This is a genomic window from Pseudomonas oryzicola, from assembly GCF_014269185.2.
Classification (GTDB): Bacteria; Pseudomonadota; Gammaproteobacteria; order Pseudomonadales; family Pseudomonadaceae; genus Aquipseudomonas; species Aquipseudomonas oryzicola.
In genome coordinates this window covers 70,816-94,570 of record NZ_JABWRZ020000001.1, presented here as the reverse complement: position 1 = coordinate 94,570, position 23,755 = coordinate 70,816, and the positions used below count along the sequence as shown (strand labels likewise).

The 23,755-nt window shown below is 62.5% G+C and carries 24 protein-coding genes; 14 read left to right on the top strand and 10 right to left on the bottom strand.

What is annotated here, in order from left to right; genetic code table 11:
* The first annotated feature begins 23 nt into the window (after positions 1-23).
* The 4 genes from HU760_RS00420 to HU760_RS00405 all read left to right on the top strand — a co-directional run bounded on the left by HU760_RS00420 (position 24) and on the right by HU760_RS00405 (position 5,115).
* Positions 24-1,862: a type IV secretory system conjugative DNA transfer family protein gene (locus HU760_RS00420; protein ID WP_186671569.1), complete on the top strand. Its 1,839-nt coding sequence runs from the start codon at positions 24-26 to the stop codon at positions 1,860-1,862.
* A complete protein-coding gene (traF, locus tag HU760_RS00415; protein ID WP_186671567.1) occupies positions 1,859-2,398 on the top strand; it encodes a conjugative transfer signal peptidase TraF in 540 nt (179 codons plus the stop codon). Before HU760_RS00420 ends, traF begins: the two co-directional genes overlap by 4 nt.
* Before the next feature lie 288 nt (positions 2,399-2,686).
* On the top strand, positions 2,687-3,406 hold the full coding sequence (locus HU760_RS00410; RefSeq protein WP_063912352.1) for a carbonic anhydrase: 720 nt from the start codon (positions 2,687-2,689) through the stop codon (positions 3,404-3,406).
* 188 nt (positions 3,407-3,594) lie between these two features.
* Positions 3,595-5,115: a SulP family inorganic anion transporter gene (locus HU760_RS00405; protein ID WP_189665310.1), complete on the top strand. Its 1,521-nt coding sequence runs from the start codon at positions 3,595-3,597 to the stop codon at positions 5,113-5,115.
* A 2-nt stretch (positions 5,116-5,117) separates the two neighbouring features.
* Here the strand turns inward: HU760_RS00405 and HU760_RS00400 are convergent, their stop codons facing one another.
* Together HU760_RS00400 and HU760_RS00395 are read right to left on the bottom strand one after the other, a co-directional pair.
* Positions 5,118-6,266 carry a hypothetical protein gene (locus HU760_RS00400; RefSeq protein WP_225932790.1) on the bottom strand — a complete coding sequence of 383 codons (1,149 nt, stop codon included), beginning with the start codon at positions 6,264-6,266 and terminating at the stop codon, positions 5,118-5,120.
* 41 nt (positions 6,267-6,307) lie between these two features.
* Positions 6,308-6,952, bottom strand: a complete 645-nt coding sequence (locus HU760_RS00395) for a hypothetical protein (protein WP_186671564.1) — start codon at positions 6,950-6,952, stop codon at positions 6,308-6,310.
* A 370-nt stretch (positions 6,953-7,322) separates the two neighbouring features.
* Between HU760_RS00395 and coxB the strand changes: the two genes are divergently transcribed.
* Genes coxB through HU760_RS00375 form a run of 4 tightly spaced genes read left to right on the top strand, consistent with a single transcriptional unit; the run spans position 7,323 to position 11,564 of the window.
* Positions 7,323-8,450, top strand: a complete 1,128-nt coding sequence (coxB, locus tag HU760_RS00390; protein WP_186671562.1) for a cytochrome c oxidase subunit II — start codon at positions 7,323-7,325, stop codon at positions 8,448-8,450.
* A 43-nt stretch (positions 8,451-8,493) separates the two neighbouring features.
* Positions 8,494-10,083, top strand: coding sequence for a cytochrome c oxidase subunit I (ctaD, locus tag HU760_RS00385; RefSeq protein ID WP_186671560.1), 1,590 nt, complete (start codon positions 8,494-8,496; stop codon positions 10,081-10,083).
* A gap of 10 nt (positions 10,084-10,093) precedes the next feature.
* Complete coding sequence (locus HU760_RS00380; RefSeq protein WP_170027642.1) at positions 10,094-10,660, top strand: cytochrome c oxidase assembly protein; 567 nt, start codon at positions 10,094-10,096, stop codon at positions 10,658-10,660.
* A gap of 16 nt (positions 10,661-10,676) precedes the next feature.
* Entirely contained in the window at positions 10,677-11,564 is an 888-nt protein-coding gene (locus HU760_RS00375) for a cytochrome c oxidase subunit 3 (RefSeq protein WP_186671558.1), read from the top strand.
* A 45-nt stretch (positions 11,565-11,609) separates the two neighbouring features.
* Here HU760_RS00375 and HU760_RS00370 read toward each other — a convergent pair whose 3' ends face one another.
* Entirely contained in the window at positions 11,610-11,813 is a 204-nt protein-coding gene (locus tag HU760_RS00370; RefSeq protein WP_003258925.1) for a twin transmembrane helix small protein, read from the bottom strand.
* Between the two features lie 63 nt (positions 11,814-11,876).
* On the opposite strand from HU760_RS00370, the gene HU760_RS00365 reads away from it, so the two are divergent.
* Genes HU760_RS00365 through HU760_RS00345 form a run of 5 tightly spaced genes read left to right on the top strand, consistent with a single transcriptional unit; the run spans position 11,877 to position 15,760 of the window.
* Positions 11,877-12,614 (top strand): SURF1 family protein, encoded by a 738-nt coding sequence (locus HU760_RS00365; protein WP_186671556.1) that lies wholly within the window; start codon positions 11,877-11,879, stop codon positions 12,612-12,614.
* Positions 12,583-13,164 (top strand): PA_0111/PP_0108 family redox-active disulfide protein, encoded by a 582-nt coding sequence (locus HU760_RS00360; RefSeq protein WP_186671554.1) that lies wholly within the window; start codon positions 12,583-12,585, stop codon positions 13,162-13,164. The genes HU760_RS00365 and HU760_RS00360 overlap by 32 nt, the downstream gene beginning before the upstream one ends.
* Positions 13,165-13,173: 9 nt before the next feature.
* On the top strand, positions 13,174-14,247 hold the full coding sequence (locus tag HU760_RS00355; RefSeq protein WP_186671552.1) for a COX15/CtaA family protein: 1,074 nt from the start codon (positions 13,174-13,176) through the stop codon (positions 14,245-14,247).
* Positions 14,232-15,131 carry a heme o synthase gene (cyoE, locus tag HU760_RS00350; RefSeq protein WP_186671550.1) on the top strand — a complete coding sequence of 300 codons (900 nt, stop codon included), beginning with the start codon at positions 14,232-14,234 and terminating at the stop codon, positions 15,129-15,131. The genes HU760_RS00355 and cyoE overlap by 16 nt, the downstream gene beginning before the upstream one ends.
* Entirely contained in the window at positions 15,128-15,760 is a 633-nt protein-coding gene (locus HU760_RS00345; protein ID WP_186671548.1) for an SCO family protein, read from the top strand. The genes cyoE and HU760_RS00345 overlap by 4 nt, the downstream gene beginning before the upstream one ends.
* A 128-nt stretch (positions 15,761-15,888) precedes the next feature.
* Here HU760_RS00345 and HU760_RS00340 read toward each other — a convergent pair whose 3' ends face one another.
* The 3 genes from HU760_RS00340 to HU760_RS00330 form a co-directional block, all read right to left on the bottom strand.
* The gene (locus tag HU760_RS00340) at positions 15,889-16,659 is read right to left on the bottom strand and encodes a MetQ/NlpA family ABC transporter substrate-binding protein (RefSeq protein ID WP_186671546.1); all 771 of its coding nucleotides are present in this window, start codon (positions 16,657-16,659) and stop codon (positions 15,889-15,891) included.
* 64 nt (positions 16,660-16,723) lie between these two features.
* Complete coding sequence (locus HU760_RS00335; protein WP_009683598.1) at positions 16,724-17,395, bottom strand: methionine ABC transporter permease; 672 nt, start codon at positions 17,393-17,395, stop codon at positions 16,724-16,726.
* The gene (locus HU760_RS00330; RefSeq protein ID WP_170027661.1) at positions 17,395-18,402 is read right to left on the bottom strand and encodes a methionine ABC transporter ATP-binding protein; all 1,008 of its coding nucleotides are present in this window, start codon (positions 18,400-18,402) and stop codon (positions 17,395-17,397) included. Before HU760_RS00330 ends, HU760_RS00335 begins: the two co-directional genes overlap by 1 nt.
* 223 nt (positions 18,403-18,625) lie before the next feature.
* Between HU760_RS00330 and katE the strand changes: the two genes are divergently transcribed.
* Positions 18,626-20,761 (top strand): catalase HPII, encoded by a 2,136-nt coding sequence (gene katE / locus HU760_RS00325; protein WP_186671544.1) that lies wholly within the window; start codon positions 18,626-18,628, stop codon positions 20,759-20,761.
* A gap of 115 nt (positions 20,762-20,876) precedes the next feature.
* Here katE and HU760_RS00320 read toward each other — a convergent pair whose 3' ends face one another.
* The 4 genes from HU760_RS00320 to zur form a co-directional block, all read right to left on the bottom strand.
* Complete coding sequence (locus tag HU760_RS00320; protein ID WP_186671542.1) at positions 20,877-21,584, bottom strand: PA5502 family lipoprotein; 708 nt, start codon at positions 21,582-21,584, stop codon at positions 20,877-20,879.
* 128 nt (positions 21,585-21,712) lie between these two features.
* Entirely contained in the window at positions 21,713-22,495 is a 783-nt protein-coding gene (znuB, locus tag HU760_RS00315; protein ID WP_186671540.1) for a zinc ABC transporter permease subunit ZnuB, read from the bottom strand.
* Positions 22,488-23,264, bottom strand: a complete 777-nt coding sequence (gene znuC / locus HU760_RS00310) for a zinc ABC transporter ATP-binding protein ZnuC (protein ID WP_170027669.1) — start codon at positions 23,262-23,264, stop codon at positions 22,488-22,490. Before znuC ends, znuB begins: the two co-directional genes overlap by 8 nt.
* Positions 23,261-23,746: a zinc uptake transcriptional repressor Zur gene (zur, locus tag HU760_RS00305; protein ID WP_186671538.1), complete on the bottom strand. Its 486-nt coding sequence runs from the start codon at positions 23,744-23,746 to the stop codon at positions 23,261-23,263. The genes znuC and zur overlap by 4 nt, the downstream gene beginning before the upstream one ends.
* Positions 23,747-23,755 lie beyond the last annotated feature (9 nt).

Genomic DNA, 23,755 nt, shown 5'->3' with positions numbered 1-23,755 from the left:
TCCTTCGTTCACGGAGCGAACCGATGAAACACAATAACGCCGTCGGCCCGCAGATACGCGGTGGCCAAAGCAACAGCGGCAGTACCTGGCAGGCTTTGCTGGCGATCTTCTTTCTGCTCGCCGGCCTGGCCACTGCGACCCAGTACTTCGCCTACCTGTTTCAGTACCACACCGCACTGGGCGCCAATCTCAACGGCGTATATGCACCGTGGATGATCCTGGTTTGGGCCGCCAACTGGTCGGGCCAGTATCAGGACTCGCTGATGCGCGCCGGCTCCCTTGGCATGCTGGTCAGCGGCGTGGGCATGATGGCGGTGATGATCATCCGCCTGATCAACAGCAACAGCGCGAGGGCCAACGCGTTCCTGCATGGTTCGGCGCGTTGGGGCGAGCGCAAGGACATCGAGAGTGCCGGCTTGCTGGCTGACGAGGGCGTATATGTGGGGGCCTGGCTGGACAAGCGTAACAAGCTGCATTACCTGCGTCATAACGGCCCAGAGCACATCCTTACATTCGCCCCGACCCGCAGCGGCAAGGGCGTCGGCCTGGTGATCCCGACCTTGCTGTCGTGGAAGCACAGCGCAGTGATTACCGACCTCAAGGGCGAGCTATGGGCGCTGACCGCCGGCTGGCGGCAGAAGCATGCCGGCAACCGGGTGCTGCGCTTCGAGCCGGCCACGGCAAACGGCTGCGTAGGCTGGAACCCGCTGGAGGAAATCCGCCTTGGTACCGAGTTCGAGGTGGGTGACGTACAGAACCTGGCGACGCTGATCGTCGACCCGGACGGCAAGGGCCTCAACGACCACTGGCAAAAGACTTCCCAGGCGATGCTGGTCGGCTGCATCCTGCACCTGTGCTACCGCTCGCTGGATGAGGGTGGCGTGGCCAGCCTACCGGCTCTGGACGCCATGCTTGCCGACCCATCGCGGCCGATCAGTGAGCTGTGGGAGGAAATGACTCACTACGGGCACCTCAATGGTGAGAACCACCCGCTGGTGGGGTCTGCTGCACGCGACATGCTCGATCGGCCGGCGGAAGAGGCCGGCTCGGTGCTGTCCACGGCCAAATCGTACCTGTCGCTGTTTCGCGATCCGATTGTGGCGCGTAATGTCGCCCGCTCGGAGTTCAAGATCCGCGACCTGATGAACCACGAAGACCCGGTCAGCCTGTTCATCATCACCCAGCCCAACGACAAGGCGCGCCTGCGCCCGCTGGTGCGCATCCTGGTGAACATGATCGTACGCCTGCTGGCCGACAAGATGGACTTCGAGGACGGCCGGCCCAAGGCTCACTACAAGCACCGCCTGCTGATGATGCTCGACGAGTTCCCGAGCCTGGGCAAGCTCGACATCATGCAGGAGTCGCTGGCTTTTGTGGCCGGCTACGGGATCAAGTGCTACCTGATCATCCAGGACTTGTCGCAGCTGCAGGAGTTCTACGGGCAGAACGAGAGCATCACTTCCAACTGCCATATTCAGAACGCTTATCCGCCGAACCGCGTGGAAACCGCAGAGCACCTGTCCAAGCTCACCGGGCAGACCACCATCGTCAAGGAGCAGATCACTACCAGTGGGCGCCGCTCCAGCGCGCTGCTCGGCCAGGTGTCGCGCACCATCCAGGAAGTGCAGCGGCCGCTGCTGACCACTGACGAGGCCCTGCGCATGCCCGGCCCGCGCAAGGACAGCCAGGGCAACATCGAAGAAGCCGGCGACATGGTGGTGTACTGCGCCGGTTACCCGGCGTTCTACGGCAAGCAGCCCCTGTACTTCCAGGACCCGATCTTCCTCGCCCGCGCCAAGGTGCCTGCGCCGCGTGAAAGCGACCGCACCATTGACATACGTGGCTCGGCGACACCGGCATGAGGCGACCGTTGAGCGTGGCCGCGCTGCTGGCTATCCTGGGCTTGCTGCTGTTGCCGCTCGTGTTGAATGGCGGCGCCCGGATCAACATCACCAGCAGCTTCCCGCCTGGCATCTACTGGGTAGTCGACAAGACGCCGGAAAAAGGCGACCTGGTCATGTTCTGCCCGCCCCGGCGGGCGGTGTTTGACCTGGCGCACGCCCGCGGCTACCTGAGCAGCGGGCCGTGTCCAGGGGGGTATATGCGCATGATCAAGCGCCTGGTAGCGGTTCCGGGTGACGAGGTGCTGATCGCCGCCGAGGGCGTCAGTGTCAATGGTCAGCTGCAGGCCCGCAGCGAGCCGTTGTCCACGGACCCCAGCGGCCGCAGCATGCCGCACCCGGCATCGGTGCATTTCCGCCTGGCCGAGGGTGAGGTGCTGATGCTCTCCGATTACAGCCGATTGTCGTTCGATGGTCGCTATTTTGGCGCCGTACCGCAGGTTCAGCTGGACGAGGTGATCAGGCCCTGGCTGGTGTGGAATAGCTCGCCTCGGTAAGCGCCGGGGGTACGCTAACCTCAATGTCACTCATTGGAACGAATAATTCCAGTAATGGTACTTTGCAATTGATGTTTCTTTGCTATTATCCAGTTCCCGCCTTCCTCATCTGGAACACCCGTTCTAGAGCCTCCGAATTAAGTTTCAGTTAAGTTTTCCCCGCTAGCGTAGGAAATCAGTCTCCACCGACTGTGATCTATGGCCCATGCGCGTCATCTAAAACTCTGCATAGCCAAAATCTTTCACCGGTAAAATGGATTTACCTACACACCGTCAAGAGGATGAATCATGCCCATCAAGGACCCATCCAAGGTTGTTCCGCAGGTCCCCGCGGAGAGCGCCGATGCCGCCCTTAAGCACATCGTCGACGGCTTCCTGCGTTTTCACCATGACGTTTTCCCCGAGCAGCAAGAGCTGTTCAAGAAGCTCGCCACTGCGCAAACCCCGCGTGCCATGTTCATCACCTGCGCCGACTCGCGCATCGTTCCCGAGCTGATCACCCAGAGCTCGCCGGGCGACCTGTTCGTAACCCGTAACGTCGGTAACGTGGTACCACCTTATGGCCAGATGAACGGCGGCGTTTCCAGCGCTATCGAATACGCGGTGCTGGCGTTGAAAGTGCACCACATCATCGTCTGTGGCCACTCCGACTGCGGCGCCATGCGCGCGGTACTCAACCCGCAATCGCTGACCAAGATGCCGACCGTTTCCGCCTGGCTGCGTCACGCCGAGGTGGCCCGCACCGTGGTCGAGAACAATTGCTCGTGCGGTAGCGAGCACGAAACGATGCAAGTGCTGACCAAGGAAAACGTCATCGCCCAGTTGCATCACCTGCGCACCCACCCTTCGGTGGCTTCGCGCCTGGCAGCGGGTGAGCTGTTCATCCATGGCTGGGTCTACGACATCGAGACCAGCAAGATCGAAGCCTATGACGCCGCCAGCGATAGCTTCCTGCCGCTGGCCGCTGGCGAGCCGGTCCCCTGCGCTACTCCGAGAGGCCGCTACTAAGCGACCCATCCACCCGCTGGAACCTTGATAGCCGGCTGCACCCTGCTGGGGTGTGGCGCGGCTTTCGGCTGCCCTGAATTCCCTGACTGCCCTGCCGGCATGCCTGCTGGCGGCCCGCGCCTGCGCGCTTGTCAGGGTAAATGTGCCCACAGCCAGGGGAATGGTTGTGTGACAGAGAAAGGAGAACAATGGTGAACATTACACAGTTGAAAGCGGCCCTGCCGCGTGAGTTGCTGGCGTCGGTGGTGGTCTTTCTGGTAGCCCTGCCGTTATGCATGGGCATTGCAATCGCTTCGGGCATGCCGCCGGCCAAGGGCCTGATTACCGGCATCATCGGTGGCATCGTCGTGGGTTTCCTCGCCGGCTCGCCGCTGCAAGTGAGTGGCCCGGCCGCTGGCCTTGCCGTGCTGGTGTTCGAGCTGGTGCGCCAGCATGGCATGGGCATGCTTGGGCCGATCCTGTTGCTGGCTGGCCTGCTGCAGTTGCTGGCCGGGCGCCTGCGCCTGGGGTGCTGGTTCCGCGTCACCGCTCCGGCGGTTGTTTACGGCATGCTCGCAGGTATCGGTGTGCTGATCGTGCTGTCCCAGGTGCATGTGATGTTCGACACAACACCGCAGCCTTCGGGCTTGCAGAACCTGGTGGAATTTCCTTCGACCGTGGCGGGTGCCCTGCCGGTTGAAAATGCGGGGTCTGGGTGGCAAGCCGGTGCGCTCGGGCTGGGTACCATCGCCATCATGTGGGGATGGGAGCGCTTGCGGCCGCGCAAGCTGCGTTTCGTTCCCGGCGCCTTGTTGGGCGTGGCAGCGATGACGGTTATCACCATATGGCTGGCACTGCCGGTGAACCGGGTGCAGGTGCCGACGGACCTGACCGAGGCCATCGACTGGATCCGCCCCGATGACCTCATGAAGCTGGCCGATCCGTCCCTGCTGGTGGCCGCTTTCGCATTGGCCTTCATCGCCAGCGCCGAAACCTTGTTGTCCGCCGCTGCGGTAGATCGCATGCATAGTGGGCAACGTTCAGACTTCGACCGTGAACTCTCGGCACAAGGGATTGGCAACATGCTTTGCGGGTTGCTCGGCGCGCTGCCAATGACTGGCGTTATCGTGCGCAGCTCGGCCAACGTGCAGGCAGGTGCCCAAACACGAGCTTCGGCCATTCTGCATGGTGCATGGTTGCTGGCGTTCGTCGTGGCGCTGGGCAGCGTGCTGCAGCAGATTCCGGTGGCGAGCCTGGCGGGCGTGCTGGTGTACACCGGTGTGAAGCTGGTTGACTTCAAGGCCCTGCGCGGTCTGCGCCGCTACGGCAGGATGCCGATGTTCACCTACGTGGCAACAGCCGTAGCGATCATCTTCACCGACTTGTTGACCGGGGTGTTGCTGGGCTTTGCCCTGACGCTGCTGAAGCTGGCCTTCAAGGCGGCACGCCTGAAGATCAGCCTCGTCCAGCTCGATGTCAGCGACCATATGGAGTTACGCCTGAGTGGAGCGGCAACCTTCCTCAAGGTACCTGCCCTGACCCAGGTACTCGATAGCGTGCCTGCGGGGACTACGTTGCATGTGCCGCTGGCCCACCTGACCTATATTGACCACTCCTGTCTGGAGCTGCTGGAGGACTGGAGCAGGACCAGTGGCTCGATCCTGCGCATTGAGCAGCGAGGGCTCAAGCGCAGGGTGGAGGGACGTCTGCGAAGCGTGGCGGGTGCCTGAGGTCAGTTCTTCACCTCGGTCATCTCTGGTGCACCCGGCCAGGTACCGGTCAGGTTGACCGTACGGGTGCCACCCAGCCACTCGGTGGCGGGGGTGTTCCACTTCAGCGATTTGCGGGTATTGGCGCCGATGTTGACGAATTCCGCTGTCAGCACCATCTCGGTGGCTGTCAGCGGGATATCGCCAAAGCTCGCGGAGCTACCGCCGATCACGGTGCTGGAATGTTCCACAGGGCCGGAGGGCGTCTGGTAGGCGAGTGTAACCTTGGTGACGTAGGTGGTCAGAGACGAGGCCTTGCTGTCGACGTGCAGGTTCAATACACCAATCTTGCCGATCCAGCTCGGAATCAACACCCTGCTGCCTGCGAAGGATGCGAAGTAATAGGCCACAGGTAGGGGCTCTGTTGCCACTTCACCACTTTTGGCGGGCAGTGTGTGTGTCTCGACTTCACTTGAATTGCTGGTGAAAAGGTAACTCGCCTTGCCGTTGCCCGAGATGCCCTCTTCACCGAGCAACCGGTTCAGGCCACTCGCGCTGCCGGCAACGGTGAAGCTTGCCTTGCTCTTTTTTGACACCGCGTTCAGGCCACTGTTGGCGTAGATCACCGAGGTCACGACGCCAAAACCTTCCGATATACCGGCGCTGGTTGCCATGTTCACCTTGCGTGCCTGGGCAAGCAGCCATTCGTATTGATCGTCCAGCACGCCAAGGTTGCAGATGCTGTGCTCACCGGAGATGGCGAACTCCGAGGTGAGGGCATTTTCCTTGTCGAAGGTCCACTCCAGCGCGGCTTCCGGCTTGACCTCGACTCCCGTGCTCGGATCCAGGATCAGCCCCTGCCCTTTGGCGCTGACGCTTCTGCAGGTCACGCCACTGGACTTGAAGTCCCACTTGCGGCTCTGCAGGCTCTTGCTGACCTCGATGCCGGGCAGGGCATCGGCGACCAGCTTGAAGTCGCCGGAATCGCCATCGATGATGCCGACGGCACCAGGCTTGATTGACGGGTTGAGGCCCCAGTTGCCCCATATCGTGCCATAGGTACCACGCAGCAGGTCCGTGAAAACTCGGTTTCTTCTGATCGTCATTGTCATCACCTTGAAATAGGAAAGCGCCGCCTTCAGACGGCGGGATGACAGTAGCGATGAGCCCAAATGGGCAGCAGAAGGACCGCTTTCCCCGGACGGCGTGCGGGTCAGGCACCTGCCTGGCCGAACGCCACGTTCAACTGACGGGACAGGCACGGCCAGCGCTTCCAGGCCGCGCCTGTCTGCGGGCTGCTCAGGGCTGCGCGATAGGCTTCCACCGACTCGGTGGCGAAGCTCTCGTCGTCGAGCATTTCATCCACCGAATGATGCACCACCTCATCCAGTTGGTTAGCGAAGGTTTCACCAATCAACTGGTGGGCGACCAGGTTGGCCACGGTGGTATCTACAGGTATCAGCGGTTGCCTGAAATGGCGGATGTACAGGTCGTTGACCTCCTCCACCAGGCGGTGAGCCAGGTAGGCTTCATCCAGCAGGCAATCCAGCCCCACATGTCCTTGCACCATGCTTGGAGGCTGCAGGAAATACGCCTCGGCAATCTTCAGTACGGGTGTGATCTGCGATTCGATACCGGCTTCACGGGCGACCTCGTGTGCGGCCTCCAGCAATTCCGGTACTTGGTCGATGTAGGCCCTGACAAAGTTCGCCAAAGTGTCCTGGGCGTCCTGCTCAGGCAGTTGGATTGAAGGATGCAGGTGGGGCAGTTGTATCTCGAGACGCTTTTTCAGCTGGCCGGTACGGCTTTCGTGATCGTGGGCTTGGCTAATCTGCTCGCGTACAGCAGCGATGTTCATGACAACTCCAGGGACATTACGTTTCAAACGGAAGACACTAAATTAGCTCGGTATACAGAATACCTAAGACGCATTTGTTATAAGTGGCGCAACGCTGCGCATGCTCAGGCATATCGAAATGCCATTATCGCGCCATGCGCTGTCAAACGCGCGGTTTTCCGAGATATTCGGCCATTTCATGAAGTTCATTTCACGGGGTTCGTTGCGTGCCATTGGTCGCTGTCTATACTGCCGGTGAATGTGATTCGTTGATGAGGCCCAACTGCTTTTAGCAGGGGCTCGGTCGTCGAAGCCAGGCAGTCTTGACCGCCGTTCCCTCTTGCCGCAGGCCACGCCTCCGGGACAACAAGAACGAGAAGGGGAACCCGCAATGATGCGACATCCACATGTCTGGATGGGCCTCCTGTTGTGGTCGGTTTTTGGTCAGGCCAACGCCGCCTGGACCGTGAACATGCACCCAGGGGCGACGGAGGTCTCCAACGCCGTCTTCGACCTGCACATGACCATCTTCTGGATCTGCGTGATCATCGGCGTGGTTGTGTTTGGCGCGATGTTCTGGTCAATGGTCATCCACCGCCGTTCCACCGGCCAGCAGGCTGCGCATTTTCACGAGCATACCTGGGTGGAAATCCTCTGGACCGTGGTCCCTTTCCTGATTCTGGTGGCGATGGCCATCCCGGCCACCAAGACCCTGATCAACATCTACGATGCCAGTGAGCCGGATGTCGACATCCAGGTCACCGGCTATCAGTGGAAGTGGCACTACAAGTACCTTGGTCAGGACGTGGAGTTCTTCAGCAACCTGGCCACCCCCGCCGACCAGATCCATAACCAGGCGCCCAAGGACGAGCACTACCTGCTTGAAGTCGACCAGCCGCTGGTACTGCCGGTCGGGGCCAAGGTGCGCTTCCTGGTAACCGCTGCCGATGTCATTCACTCCTGGTGGGTACCGGCGTTCGCGGTCAAGCGTGATGCCATCCCCGGTTTCGTCAACGAAGCCTGGACCCGTATCGACAAGCCCGGCATCTACCGTGGCCAGTGCACCGAACTGTGCGGCAAGGACCACGGCTTCATGCCGGTGGTGGTCGAGGTCAAGTCCAAGGCCGATTACGACAGCTGGCTCGGCGAACGCAAGGCCGAAGCCGCCAAGCTCAAGGAGCTGACAAGCAAGGAATGGACCCTGCAAGAGCTGGTGGAGCGCGGCGACAAGGTCTACCACACCACCTGCGTGGCCTGTCACCAGGCCGAAGGCCAGGGCCTGCCGCCGATGTTCCCGGCGCTCAAGGGCTCGAAGATCGCTACCGGGCCCAAGGAAGCCCACCTGGGCATCGTCTTCCATGGCAAGCCGGGCACCGCCATGGCGGCATTCGGCAAGCAGTTGTCGGAGGTCGATATCGCCGCCGTGGTCACCTACGAGCGCAACGCCTGGGGCAACAACAAGGGCGACATGGTCACGCCGAAGGACGTGCTGGCGCTGAAGCAGGCGCAAGCGCAATGAACCGGGTTACTCGCGGCAATCAGCGGATTGCAGGAGGCAGGACATGAGTGCAGTGATCGACGACCACGCCCACGGCCATGAGCATGTTCACGGGCCGGCCAAGGGCCTGATGCGCTGGGTGCTGACCACCAACCACAAGGACATCGGCACGATGTACCTGTGGTTCAGCTTCCTCATGTTCCTGCTCGGCGGCTCGTTCGCCATGGTGATCCGCGCCGAGCTGTTCCAGCCCGGGTTGCAGATTGTGGAGCCTGCGTTCTTCAACCAGATGACCACCATGCACGGCCTGATCATGGTGTTCGGCGCGGTGATGCCAGCCTTCGTCGGCCTGGCGAACTGGATGATCCCGCTGATGATCGGTGCACCCGACATGGCCCTGCCACGGATGAACAACTTCAGCTTCTGGCTGCTGCCGGCGGCCTTCCTGCTGCTGGTGTCGACCTTGTTCAGCCCGGGAGGCGGGCCGAATTTCGGCTGGACCTTCTACGCCCCGCTGTCTACCACCTACGCCCCGGCCAGTGTCACCTTCTTCATCTTCGCCATCCATCTGATGGGTATCAGCTCGATCATGGGCGCGATCAACGTGATCGCTACCATCCTCAACCTGCGTGCCCCGGGCATGACCCTGATGAAGATGCCACTGTTCGTCTGGACCTGGCTGATCACCGCGTTCCTGCTGATTGCCGTGATGCCGGTGCTGGCCGGCGTAGTGACCATGATGCTGATGGACATCCATTTCGGCACCAGCTTCTTCAGTGCCGCCGGCGGCGGTGACCCGGTGCTGTTCCAGCACGTGTTCTGGTTCTTCGGTCACCCCGAGGTGTACATCATGATCCTGCCGGCCTTCGGCGCGGTCAGTTCGATCATCCCGGCATTCTCGCGCAAGCCGCTGTTCGGCTACACCTCCATGGTGTATGCCACTGGCGCGATCGCCTTCCTGTCGTTCATCGTCTGGGCCCACCACATGTTCGTGGTCGGCATCCCGGTAGTCGGCGAGCTGTTCTTCATGTACGCCACCATGCTGATCGCCGTGCCCACCGGGGTGAAGGTGTTCAACTGGGTCAGCACCATGTGGGAAGGCTCGCTCACATTCGAGACACCGATGCTGTTCGCCATCGCCTTCGTCATCCTGTTCACCATTGGCGGCTTCAGCGGGTTGATGCTGGCCATCGCGCCAGCCGACTTCCAGTACCACGACACCTACTTCGTGGTGGCGCACTTCCACTACGTGCTGGTGCCCGGGGCCATCTTCGGGATCTTCGCCTCGGCCTACTACTGGCTGCCGAAATGGACCGGCCACATGTACGACGAAACCCTCGGCAAGCTGCACTTCTGGCTATCTTTCGTGGGCATGAACATGGCGTTCTTCCCCATGCACTTCGTAGGGCTGGCCGGTATGCCGCGGCGGATCCCCGACTACAACCTGCAATTCGCCGACTTCAACATGGTGTCCTCGATCGGTGCCTTCATGTTCGGTGCCACGCAGGTGTTCTTCCTGTTCATCGTCATCAAGTGCATCCGCGGTGGTGCGCCAGCGCCGGCCAAGCCTTGGGATGGCGCCGAGGGCCTGGAATGGTCGATCCCCTCGCCTGCGCCCTACCACACCTTCCAGACACCACCGGAAGTGAAATAGGAACGCTGCCATGAATGGCCTGTCGTTGAAACGCCTGGTATTGCGCCTGCTGATGCTGACGGTGGTGATGTTCGCCTTCGGTTTCGCCCTGGTGCCGATCTACGACGTGATGTGCAAGGCCTTCGGCATCAATGGCAAGACCGGCGGGCAGTATGAAGGCAGCCAGCTTGCCGACCCGACGCGTTCGGTGCGGGTGCAGTTCATGTCGACCAATGCCAGCGACATGGTCTGGGACTTCTACTCCACGGCCGATCAGCTGGAGGTCAACCCGGGAGCGGTGAACCAGATGATTTTCGTCGCCCACAACCCGACCGACCGGCCAATGAGTGCCCAGGCCATCCCCAGCATCACCCCGGCCGAGGCCGCGGCGTACTTCCACAAGACCGAGTGCTTCTGCTTTACCCAGCAGGTGCTGCAGCCCGGCGAACGCATCGAGATGCCAGTGCGCTTCATCGTCGACCGCGACCTGCCGGCCAGCGTGAAGCACCTGACACTGGCCTACACCTTGTTCGACATCACCGCTCGCCACCCGCCGGTCGCGCATGTTGCGGCCCAGGACGTCCAGGGCGCCCGTTAAGGGAAGGAGAACAGCAATGGCAAGTCACCAGCACTACTACGTCCCGGCGCAGAGCAAATGGCCGATCATCGCCACCATCGGCATGTTCATCACCATGTACGGCCTGGGTACCTGGTTCAACGACATGAAGGCCGGCCACCCCGAATCGCACGGGCCGCTGATCTTCTTCGTTGGCGCGTTGTTCCTGGCCTACATGCTGTTTGGCTGGTTCGGCTCGGTGGTACGGGAGAGCCGCGCGGGGCTGTACAGCCCGCAGCTGGACCGTTCGTTCCGTTGGGGCATGAGCTGGTTCATCTTTTCCGAAGTGATGTTCTTCCTGGCATTCTTCGGTGCGCTGTTCTACGTGCGCGTGCTGGCCGGGCCGTGGTTGGGAGGTGAAGGGGCCAAAGGGGTAGCCCACATGCTGTGGCCGTCCTTCGAGTTCACCTGGCCGCTGCTGCACACGCCGGACCCGAAACTGTTCCCGCCGCCCAAGGAAGTGATCGATCCCTGGCACCTGCCGCTGATCAACACCATCCTGCTGGTGAGCTCCAGCGTGACCATCACCATCGCCCACCATGCGCTGCGCCGTGACCACCGGGGTGCACTGAAATTGTGGATGGCGCTGACCATCCTCCTGGGAGCCAGCTTCATTGCGCTGCAGGCCTATGAGTACCACGAGGCGTACACCAAGTTGGGGCTGACACTGGGCTCGGGGATCTATGGCGCGACGTTCTTCATGTTGACGGGCTTCCACGGGGCCCACGTGACACTTGGCACGATCATCCTGATCGTGATGTTCCTGCGCATTCTGCGCGGGCACTTCAATCCGGATAAACACTTTGGCTTCGAGGCTGCCAGCTGGTACTGGCACTTTGTCGATGTGGTGTGGGTGGGGCTGTTCATCTTTGTGTATGTGCTCTGACCGGCCTGGTGTCCCGCTCCCTACAAGCAAGGCGTCTGGTAGAAATCAGAAGGGGGCGTGAGAAACCAGCTGGCCACTGATGAAGCCCCAGGCGACCAGGCCGATGGTCAGGGCTGCCAGGGTCACCCGCACGGTCAGCGCCTTCAGCAGGCGGGTCGAGTTTTCGTCGTCCTTGACCAGGAACACCAGCCCACTGAACAGGCTGGCAATTGTGGCCAACAGCATCAGGACAATCGCGGCCTTGAGCATGGCGATACTCCGGGGGGATGCGGTGATGTGGACAAGTATAGCGAGCGACCTGGCGAGGCATCGATGAGGCCGTTTCGTCCAGGCTGGGTACCAACCCTGGCGGTGCTTGTGCTACTGCCGGGGCTGATCGCGCTGGGCTGCTGGCAGCTCGGCCGTGCCACGGAAAAGCGCATGCTGCTGGCCACCTATGCCGAGCGCCGGGCCGAGGCGCCCCTGGCCATGGCTCAATTGACCGCGAATCAGGACAACGCCTTCCGCCGCGTGCACCTGTATGGCCGCTTCGATGGCGAACACAGCTTGCTGCTGGACAACCGCCTGCGCGATGGCCAGGCCGGTGTCGAATTGTTGCAACCCTTCCATGACCAGGCCAGCGGCCTGTGGCTGCTGGTCAATCGCGGCTGGTTGCCATGGCCGGATCGCCGCGTGCCGGTGTACTTCGATACGCCGGCCCAGGCGTTGGCGCTGGACGCCTCGGTGTATGTCACGCCCGGCAGCACGTTCCAGTTGCACCCCGACCCGGCAGGCGGCCAGTGGCCGCACTTGCTGACCGCCGTTGATGCCGCACAGCTGTGGCAGCAACTCGGCCGTGAAGGCTTCGCCCATGAACTGCGCCTGGAGCCTGGCCCGGCAGCCTATCGCCTGGACTGGCCGGTTGTCGCCATGGGCCCGGAAAAACACCTGGGGTACGCCGTGCAGTGGTTTGCCCTCGCGACTGCGCTGGTGCTGCTCTACTTCTATTTCGGTTGGCACCACAACAAGGAGAAACGCCATGGCCACCGTCACTCCACTGGAAGTGCCTGAACGCAGCAAACCCAGAGCCCGTGGGCGCTTGCAGCTGATCCTGATCCTGCTGGTGGTGCTCGGGCCGATGGTCCTCGCCACCAGCATGTACAAGCTCAAGTTCTGGGTGCCGGAGGGTCGCAGCTACCACGGCGTGATGATTGGCAACGGCGAGAGCCGTGCCGATCTTGGCGTGGCGGGCCAGGACGAGCGCTGGCAGCTGTTGGTGAGTGCCCCCGACGCCTGTGCCGACGATTGCCAGCGCCTGGTGTACCTGGCTCGGCAAATCCAGGTGGGCCTGGGCCGTGATGCCAGCCGCGCCAGCCATGCACTGGCTAGTTCCGAGCCGTTGAGCGCCGATTACCAGGCGCTGCTTGGGCGCGAATACCCGCAGTTGCAGCGTTACTCGCTGGATGCGCAACGCTATCTGCAAAAGGTCGGCGAGGTCGGCCCGCAACTGTGGATCGTCGATCCGCACGGCAATTTGGTGCTGCGCTACGACGCCAAGGTCAACGGCAAGCATGTGCTGGACGACCTGCGCCACCTGCTCAAGCTGTCCAACATTGGCTAGGAGCCTGCCATGGCCAGACCCGGATTCCGCCTTGCTGTGTTCGCCACCCTGCTGGCGCTGCTGGTCGTCCTGCTCGGTGCCTATACCCGGCTGACCCATGCAGGCCTCGGTTGCCCCGACTGGCCAGGCTGCTATGGCTTCATCAGCGTGCCCAAGAGCGAAGCGCAGCTGGCCCATGCCGAGCTGCATTTTCCCGATCACCCCGTGGAAGCAGCCAAAGGCTGGGCCGAGATGGTGCATCGCTACTTCGCCGGCACGCTGGCAGTGGTGATCGCCCTGCTCGCCTTCCAGGCGTTGCGCCGTCATGCCCGCGATGGCCAGCCTTATCGGCTGCCCTTGCTGTTGCTGGGGGTGGTGCTGGCCCAGGCCGCTTTCGGTATGTGGACCGTCACCCTGCAGCTCTGGCCACAAGTGGTGACAGCACACCTGTTGGGCGGGTTCACCACACTGAGCTTGCTGTTCCTGTTATCCCTGCGTCTATCCCGGGCATTTGCGCCTTTGCCAAAATTGCCGTTGAGCCTTCGCCGGGTAGCTGCGTTGGCGTTGCTGGTAGTGATTGGCCAGGTCGCCCTTGGCGGTTGGGTCAGCTCCAATTACGCCGCCGTGGCCTGCATCGATCTGCCGACCTGCCACGGTGAGTGGTGGCCGGCAGCAGACTTCAGCAATGGTTTCCACCTGACCCAGCAGGTCGGCCCGAATTATCTGGGCGGCCAACTGGACAGCGAGGCACGCACGGCTATCCATATCAGCCACCGCCTGGGAGCGCTGGTGGTTACGCTTGTGCTGTTGCTGCTCAGCTGGAAGTTGCACCGCAACCAGCTCGATGGCCTGGCTCGCCTGGTGCTGCTGGCGTTAGCGCTGCAGGTGAGCCTGGGCTTGGCCAACGTGGTATTGCACCTGCCTCTGGCCGTGGCCGTGGCGCACAACGCTGGCGGTGCCCTGCTGCTATTGACCATGGTTTTCCTGAACTACCGCATCCGGGTGGCTGACCAAATTCATATCAGCCATGGCTGGCGCCTGACGCCGATGGCCGGCGCGGGCGTCGCCCCTCACCCGAGGAATGCACTGTGGCGACGCTTCTGAAAGCACAGGGACAACGTGCCGGCTGGCGCGACTACCTGGAACTGACCAAGCCCAAGGTGGTGGTGCTGATGTTGATCACCTCGCTGGTGGGCATGTTGCTCGCCACCCGAGCCGGGGTGCCGTGGCAGGTGCTGGTATTCGGCAACCTGGGCATCGGCTTGTGCGCGGGCGGTGCGGCGGTGGTCAATCACGTCGTTGACCGGCGTATCGATGCGCTGATGGCGCGCACCCACAAGCGCCCGCTGGCCCAAGGGCGCGTCGAGCCGCTACCGGCGCTGCTGTTTGCCTTGGGCCTGGCCGTGGCGGGCATGGCTTTGTTGCTGGTGTTCACCAACCCCCTCACGGCCTGGCTGACCCTGGCTTCGCTGGTGGGCTATGCAGTGATCTATACCGGCTTTCTCAAGCGTGCAACGCCGCAGAACATCGTCATCGGCGGCCTGGCCGGGGCCGCCCCGCCGCTGCTTGGCTGGGTCGCGGTCAGCGGGCATGTCAGTGCCGAACCGCTGTTGCTGGTACTGATCATCTTTGCCTGGACGCCACCGCATTTCTGGGCCCTGGCCATTCACCGCAAAGCGGAATATGCCAAGGCTGACATTCCGATGCTGCCGGTGACCCACGGCGAGCGCTACACCAAACTGCATATCCTGCTGTACACCCTGGTGCTACTGGCGATCACCCTGCTGCCTTATGTCATCCACATGAGCGGCCCGCTGTACCTGGCCTGTGCCGCCCTGCTGGGTGCGCGCTTCCTGCGCTGGGCCTGGGTGTTGTACCGTGGCAGCCGGCCGCACGCGGCGATCGGCACCTTCAAGTACTCTATCGGCTACCTGTTCGCGCTGTTCATCGCGTTGCTCGTTGACCACTACCTGTTGCTGAACCTATGACCCGAACCCAGAAAACCGTCTTCATCCTCGTTGCCCTGGTCGCGCTGATTCTGGGCCTGACCGTCAACAAGGTGCTCAATGGCCGCGGCCAACCCAACCCGACCGAGCTGATCGACGCCGGCATCATCCTGCTGCCGCAGAGCCGTGCCGTGGCCGACGTCACCATGACCAATCAGGATGGCCAGCCAGTGCGGCTGGATGAACTGAAGGGCAAATGGTCGCTGTTGTTCTTTGGCTACACCTACTGCCCGGACATCTGCCCGACTACCCTGGCCCAACTGCGCCAGGTCAAGAGCGAGCTGCCCAAGGAGGCGGTAGACCGGCTGCAGGTGGTGCTGGTGAGCGTTGACCCGAACCGTGACACACCAAACCAGCTGAAACAGTACCTGGGTTATTTCGACAAGGACTTCGTCGGGGTGGCGGGGTCGATCGAGGACACCCAGAAGCTGGCCAACGCCTTGAGCATTCCGTTCATTCCGGCGGATACCAGCAAGCCGGGGTACACCGTGGACCACAGTGGCAATCTGGCGGTGGTGGGGCCGGACGGGCGGCAGCGCGGGTTCATTCGGGCGCCGTTCAACAACCAGAAACTGGTGGCGCAGTTGCCGGGGCTGGTGAAGCGGGATTGAGCGGGCTTCAAAAGCTTCGCGGGTAAACCCGCTCCCACAGTAGTTGCACAGGGTACGAGGCGGGCGTCGTGCCTGTGGGAGCTGGCTTGCCGGCGAATGGGCCGCAATGCGGCCCCAGGGATTTTGGCTTAGAACGCCGGTACCACTGCGCCCTTGTACTTCTCGTTGATGAATTTCTTGACCTCAGGCGAGTGCAGCGCCGCGGCCAGCTTCTTCATCGCCTCCGAGTCCTTGTTGTCCGGGCGGGCAACCAGAATGTTCACGTACGGCGAATCGCTGCCTTCGATGACCAGCGCGTCTTTTTCCGGGTTCAGCTTGGCCTCCAGCGCATAGTTGGTGTTGATCAGGGCAGCATCGACCTGGGTCAGCACGCGCGGGATGGTGGCTGCTTCCAGTTCACGGAATTTCAGGCCTTTCGGGTTTTCGGCAACATCCTTCACGGTGGACAGGATGTTCTTGTTGTCCTTCAGCTTGATCACACCAGCCTTGTCCAGCAGCAGCAGGGCGCGGCCACCGTTGGTAGCGTCGTTGGGAATGACCACGGTGGCGCCGGAAGACAGATCGTCCAGCTTCTTGATCTTGGCCGAGTACACGCCCAGCGGCTCGATGTGCACACCTGTCACGCTCACCAGCTGGGTGCCCTTGGCCTTGTTGAACTCATCCAGATACGGCTGGTGCTGGAAGAAGTTGGCATCCAGGCGCTTTTCCGCCACTTGCACGTTCGGCTGGATGTAATCGGTGAATTCCTTGACCTTCAGCTCCACGCCCTCTTTCGCCAGTGCAGGTTTGACGAAGTTGAGGATTTCGGCGTGCGGCACCGGGGTGGCTGCGACGGTCAGGGACTCGGCGTGGGCCGAGAAGGCCGCGACAGCGGCGACAACAGCAAGCAGCTTCTTCATTGATCACTCCTTGTGAGGGCCGCGACGGCCCCCGAACGGGTCGGCCGGGCCGACCCCATTGGGGTTATTTACGGGAAAAATGCACGACCAGTTTGTCGCCCACGCTTTGCAGTACTTGAACCAGTACCAGCAGCAGAACCACGGTTACCACCATCACATCGGTCTGGAAACGCTGGTAACCGAAGCGAATGGCCAAGTCGCCAAGGCCGCCGGCACCCACCACGCCCGCCATGGCGGTGTACGACACCAGGGTGATGGCGGTCACGGTAATGGCCGCGAAGATGCCCGGGCGGGCCTCCGGCAGCAATGCACTGGTGATGATCTGGCGGGTAGTGGCGCCCATCGACTGGGTGGCTTCGATGATGCCGCGGTCCACTTCACGCAGGGCGGTTTCCACCAGGCGTGCGAAGAACGGTGTGGCACCGACGACCAGTGGCGGAATGGCACCCGCGACGCCCAGCGAAGTGCCGGTGATCAGCACGGTGATCGGGATCATCACGATCAGGAGGATGATGAACGGCAGCGAACGCAGGATGTTGACGACCAGCGACAGCAACGCGTACACGCCCTTCTGTTCGAACATCTGCTTGGGGCCGCAGAGGAACAGCAACACGCCCAGCGGCAAGCCCAGCAGCACGGTGAAGAACAGCGAGCCGAACAGCATGATCATGGTATCGACGGTGGCCAGCCAGATTTCGGCCCAGTCGACGTTGGCGAAGAAATTCAGGGCGTCCATCAACGCAGTACCTCCATATGTACGTCAGCTGCCTTGAAGCGGGTGAACGCCGCTTCCATGTCACCGCCGATCAGGGCGAGAGTCAGCTGGCCATAGGGCACGTCCTTGATGCGGTCGATGCGCCCGGCGAGGATGCTGTAGTCCACACCGGTTTCACGGGCGACGGTGCCCAGCAGCGGTGCATAGGTGGCGTCGCCCTGGAAGGTCAGGCGCACGATGCGTCCTGGCACGTGGGCAAAGTCGTCGCGCTGCTCGCCTTCGTCGACCTGCTCGTCTTCCTGGACAAAGCGTTTGGTGGTGGGGTGCTGCGGGTGCAAGAACACCTCGGCCACCGGGCCTTGCTCGACGATCTGGCCGGCGTCCATCACCGCCACGCGGTCGCACACCCGACGGATCACGTCCATCTCGTGGGTGATCAGCACGATGGTCAGCTTCAGCTCACGGTTGATCTCGGCCAGCAATTGCAGGACCGAGGCCGTGGTCTGTGGGTCGAGGGCGCTGGTGGCCTCGTCGCACAGCAGGATCTTCGGGTTGGTGGACAAGGCGCGGGCGATGCCGACGCGTTGCTTCTGGCCGCCGGACAACTGCGCCGGGTACTTCCTGGCGTGGTCGGAAAGGCCGACACGGGCCAGCAGCTCGGTGACACGCTTGTCGATCTCGCTGCGCGACAGTTCGCCGGCCAGGGTCAGGGGCAGGCCGACGTTGTCGGCGACGGTCTTGGAAGCCAGCAGGTTGAAGTGCTGGAAAATCATCCCGACCTGCTGGCGGAAGCCGCGCAACTGGCTGGCGTTGAACGCGGTGACATCTTCGCCGTCGACGATGATCTTGCCGCCGGAAGGTTCTTCCAGGCGGTTGATCAGGCGCAGCATGGTGCTCTTGCCGGCGCCGGAATGGCCGATCAGGCCGAACACCTGGCCATTCTCGATGGTCAGGGTGGTCGGATTCAGTGCGGGAATTTCCCTACCGGCAACGCGGTAGGTCTTGTGTACCTGTTGGAACTCGATCACGTAGCGAACCTTGTGGGGCGCATGGAAATTGGGTCAGCGGTTGGCTGGGGTCGCGCATTTTAGCCTTTTCCAATAGCTGTTCTTAGCATTTATTTCGTATTGCACCAATCCTTCGGGCATATCGCGACAACCGGTAAAGTCAATTGAACGCAACCAAGCGGCCTCCAGTCACTACTTGAACATGCCCTGCAGGGCTGCCTGAAGACGGATGAGGAGAGCCACCATGCCCAGCAAGAAGACGGATTCGCCAAGACACAGTCAGCTCGCCGGCAACGACACGCCTGACCGTGCCAATACCAATGCCAAGGTGCAAAGCCTGGAGGACGTGCGCAGCGACGCCACCGGCCAGGCGCTGCGTACCAATCAGGGCGTGCGCATCGCCGACAACCAGAACACCCTCAAGGCTGGCGACCGTGGCCCCTCGCTGCTTGAAGATTTCATCATGCGCGAGAAAATTACCCACTTCGACCACGAGCGTATTCCGGAGCGCATCGTGCATGCCCGGGGCACTGGCGCGCATGGCTTCTTCCAGAGCTATGGCAACCATGCAGCGCTGACCAAGGCGGGCTTTTTGCAGGACCCAGCCAAAATCACCCCCGTTTTCGTGCGCTTTTCCACGGTACAAGGCCCGCGGGGGTCGGCCGACACCGTGCGTGACGTGCGCGGCTTTGCGGTGAAGTTCTACACCGACGAAGGCAACTTCGACCTGGTGGGCAACAACATGCCGGTGTTCTTCATCCAGGATGCGATCAAGTTCCCGGATTTCGTACACGCTGTGAAGCCGGAACCGCACAACGAGATCCCTACCGGTGCCTCGGCGCACGACACCTTCTGGGATTTTGTCTCGCTGGTGCCGGAGTCGGCACATATGGTGATGTGGGCAATGTCGGACCGCGCGATTCCACGCAGCCTGCGGATGATGGAAGGGTTCGGCGTGCATACCTTCCGCCTGGTCAACGACCAGGGTGTGGCCAGCTTCGTCAAGTTCCACTGGAAACCGCGCCAGGGCGTGCATTCGCTGCTGTGGGACGAGGCACAGAAGCTGGCGGGGAAAGACGCCGACTTCCAGCGCCGTGACCTGTGGGAAGCCATCGAGACGGGTGATTACCCGGAGTGGGAGCTGGGTGTGCAGATCGTGCCGGAAGCCGACGAGCACAAATTCGACTTCGACTTGCTGGACCCGACCAAGATCATCCCGGAAGAACTGGTACCGGTTACGCCGCTGGGCAAGATGGTACTGAACCGCAATCCGGACAACTTCTTTGCCGAAGTGGAGCAGGTGGCGTTCTGCCCTGGCCATATCGTGCCGGGCATCGACTTCACCAACGACCCGTTGCTGCAGGGCCGGCTGTTCTCCTACACCGACACCCAGCTTAGCCGCCTGGGCGGGCCGAACTTCCACCAGATCCCGATCAACCGCCCGGTGGCCCCCAACCACAACAACCAGCGCGATGCCCTGCATCAGCATGTGGTGCACAAAGGGCGTGCTTCATACGAGCCAAACTCCATCGATGGCGGCTGGCCGAAAGAAACCCCACCGGCGGCGCGGGATGGCGGTTTCGAGAGTTACCAGGAGCGCATCGATGCGCACAAGATCCGCCAGCGCAGCGAATCGTTCGGCGACCATTTTTCCCAGGCTCGGCTGTTCTTCCACAGCATGAGCCCAACTGAGCAGCAGCACATCATCAAGGCCTACAGCTTCGAGCTGGGTAAGGTTGAGCGTGAGGCGATTCGGGCGCGGGAAGTAAATGAAATCCTGGCAAACATCGACCTCAAGCTGGCGGCGGCGGTGGCGGCAAACCTTGGCCTGCCCGCGCCGACGGCGGGTACCGTGCAGGTCAAAGGCAGCCAGCTGGCACAGTCGCCAGCCCTGAGCCAGCTGAATCATCCGGGTGTGGTTGGTATCAAGGGGCGCAAGATCGCGGTGCTGCTGGCGGATGGTGTGGACGCCGGTAGCGTCGACAGGCTGGTGAAGGCGCTGGAGGCGCAGCGTGCCCGGCCGATGCTGCTGGGGCCGACTTCAGCGCCGGTGAAAGCGGCGGATGGCACGCAGTTAGCGGTGGCAGCTTCGATGGAGGGCATGCCATCGATCATGTTCGATGGGATCGTCGTGCCGGGTGGCAAGGTATCGACCGACGCGCTTGCGGCCAGCGGGCTGGCCAGGCATTTCCTGCTCGAGGGCTACAAGCATTTGAAAGCCATGGTGCTGACCAAGGAGCTGTCTGGCAGCCTCTGTCTCAAGGAGGACAAGGGGTTGCTGCTGGGGGATGACCAGAGCGTGGTGGATGCCTTTGTCAAAGCAGTTGAAGGGCATCGTGTGTGGGAGCGGGAGGCGGCTGCGGAGGCTGTACCGGCTTAAGGGGCTGCTGTGCAGCCCATCGCTGGCAAGCCGGTTCCCACAGGCTCTTGCGCTGCCCATGAAGCTTGAGCGGTACCTGTGGGAGCTGGCTTGCCGGCGATAGGGCCCTGAACGCTTATTGCAAATGCGGGATCAGCACGACCTGCGCCGGCAGCGCGCGCTGGATCTCATGCTTCTGCTTCAGCTCGAACCCGCTGTCGATCTTGCGAACGCGCTTTTCCAGCAGGGTTTTCAGCCAAGGCCCGTCCTCGGTGCGCGGCACCTGGAACACCACGTCGCACTGGTAGCTGACCACGTCGGCGGCAATGTCATCCAGCTGGCGGCGCATGGCGCGACTGTCGGTGGTCTTCAAGGCCACCACGGTGCTGGGCGCCGTAAGGTCGATGATGCGTGCCCTGGGTTTGGCTTCGGCGGCTTTCAACGCTGCCTCCGCTTTCTCCAGCTCGGCTTTGCGGGCCTGGGTCACGGCATCGCCGCCGGTCACTGCCGGGGCCTGTGGCATCAGCGCACGGGCGCGGGCCAGGGCGGTGGCCGCAGCGTTCACATCGCCTTTCTGCAGAAAGACCTGGCTGCGTTGCAGGTAGGCTTCGGCCAACTGCCGCTGGTATTGCTCCAGGCGCGCGTCATTCGGCGCCTGCGCCTGCAGGGCGGCCAGCTGGTCTTCGGCGGTTGCCAGCTCGTTGCTGGCGATGTTCTGTTGCAACTGCTGCCAGGCATCGGCTTGGGCAGGTACGGCGGCCTGTTCGACCGGCGCGCTGGAACAGGCAGCCAGGAACAGGGAAAACGCGGCAACAAGCAGATAACGGGAGGCGAACGGCTTCATTCCTGCGACTCTCTATTTGCGCAAAAAGCGAGCAAGTCTACACCCAGGTGCGCACGCTCGAAAACAAGTCTTACAGACCCTTTACGTGCGAAAAGGTTGCAGGGCGCGCCTTCACGCGCCCTGTTTCTTCAGCGTTTTGGCAGGGCCAGGCTCAGCAAGAATAGCACCGCCGCGCACACCACGATCGACGGGCCGGCAGGGGTGTCCTTGAACCAGGACATGGCCAGGCCACCGCATACCGCAGTCACGCCCAGCAGGCTGGCGCCCAGGGCCATCTGCTCGGGAGAGCGGGCGTGGCGCTGTGCCGCAGCGGCGGGGATGATCAGCAGCGAGGTGATCAGCAACACGCCGACGATCTTCATGGCCACGGCAATCACCACCGCGATCAGCAGCATCAGTGCCATGCGCAGACCGGCTACGGGCAGGCCTTCGACCGTGGCCAGCTCTTCGTGCACGGTGATCGCCAGCAGCGGTCGCCACAGCATGGCGAGCAGCAGCAGGACCAGCACGCTGCCACCGAGGATCCAGGCCAGGTCGGTGGTGCTGATGGCCAGCAGATCGCCGAACAGGTAGGCCATCAGGTCGATGCGCACGTCATGCATGAAGCTCAGTACCACCAGGCCGAGCGACAAGGTGCTGGGGGCGAGGATGCCGAGCAGGGTGTCGGAGGCCAGCGGTTGGCGTTGCTGCAAGGTGACCAGCAGGATCGCCAGCAGCAGGCAGCCCACGGTTACCGCCAGCGCCGGGCTGACGTCCAGGGCAAAGCCCAGGGCTACACCGAGCAGGGCGGCATGGGACAGGGTGTCGCCAAAATAGGCCATGCGCCGCCACACCACGAAAGAGCCCAGCGGGCCGGCCACCAGCGCCAGGGACAAACCGGCAAGCAGGGCGTAGAGAAGAAAATCAGCCATGCTTGCAGTGCGCTCCGTGAACATGGGTGCCAGGGGCGACCACCGAGCCGTGCAGGTCGTGGCTGTGGTCGTGATGGTGGTGATAGATGGCCAGGCTGGGTGCGGCCGCCTGGCCGAACAGCTCGACGAAGGCCGGGTCGCCGCTGACTTGCTCGGGGTGGCCCGAACAGCAGACGTGGCGGTTCAGGCACACCACCTGGTCGGTGGCGCTCATGACCAGGTGCAGGTCGTGGGAAACCATCAGCACGCCACAGCCGTGGCGGTCGCGCAGGCGGGTAATGAGGTTGTACAGCTCGGCCTGGCCGACCACATCGACGCCCTGCACCGGTTCGTCGAGCACCAGTAGCTGGGGCTCGCGCAGCAGGGCGCGGGCCAACAGCACGCGTTGCATCTCGCCACCGGAAATGGTCTGGATCGGGCTATCGATGACTTGCTCGGCACCCACTTCCTGCAAGGCCGACAAAGCTGCCGCGCGGTCTACCCCGGGCACCAGGCGCAGGAAGCGCAGCACCGACAGTGGCAGCGTCGCATCAACCTGGATCTTTTGCGGCATGTAGCCAATGCGCAGCTTCGGCTTGCGCCATACCTTGCCGTGGTGCGGCTTGAGCAGGCCGAGCACGGCGCGCACCAGGGTGGTCTTGCCCGCGCCGTTCGGGCCAATCAGGGTAACGATCTGGCCGGGTGCGACCGACAGGTCGATGCTGTCGAGCACCGCCTCGCCGCCGAAGGTGACACCGACCTGCTCCAGGCGGATCAGTGCATCGCTCATGCCGCGCTCCGGCAGTTGCCGCACAGGCCGACCACTTCCACGGTCTGGCTCTCGACCGTGAAGCCTACGCCCTTGGCGCTGTTGACGATGGCTTGGCTGATGCTCTCCTGCTCCAGCTCGATGGCCACATGGCAGGCCCGGCAGATCAGGAACTGGCCCTGATGCACATGCTCTGGGTGGCTGCAGCCGATGAAGGCGTTGAGCGATGCGATGCGGTGTACCAGGCCGTTCTCCAGCAGGAAATCCAGCGCGCGATACACGGTGGGTGGCGCGGCACGGCGGCCATCCTGCTCGCTGAGCACCGCGAGGATGTCGTAGGCACCCAGCGGCTTGTGGCTTTGCCACACCAGTTCCAGTACCCGGCGGCGCAGCGCGGTCAGACGCAGGCCCTGGCGGGTGCACAAGGCGTCGGCTTCAGCCAGTGCGCTGTGCACGCAATGGGAATGGTCGTGAGGACGGTTGGCCAGCGGCGTGATGGACATGGGCAGCGA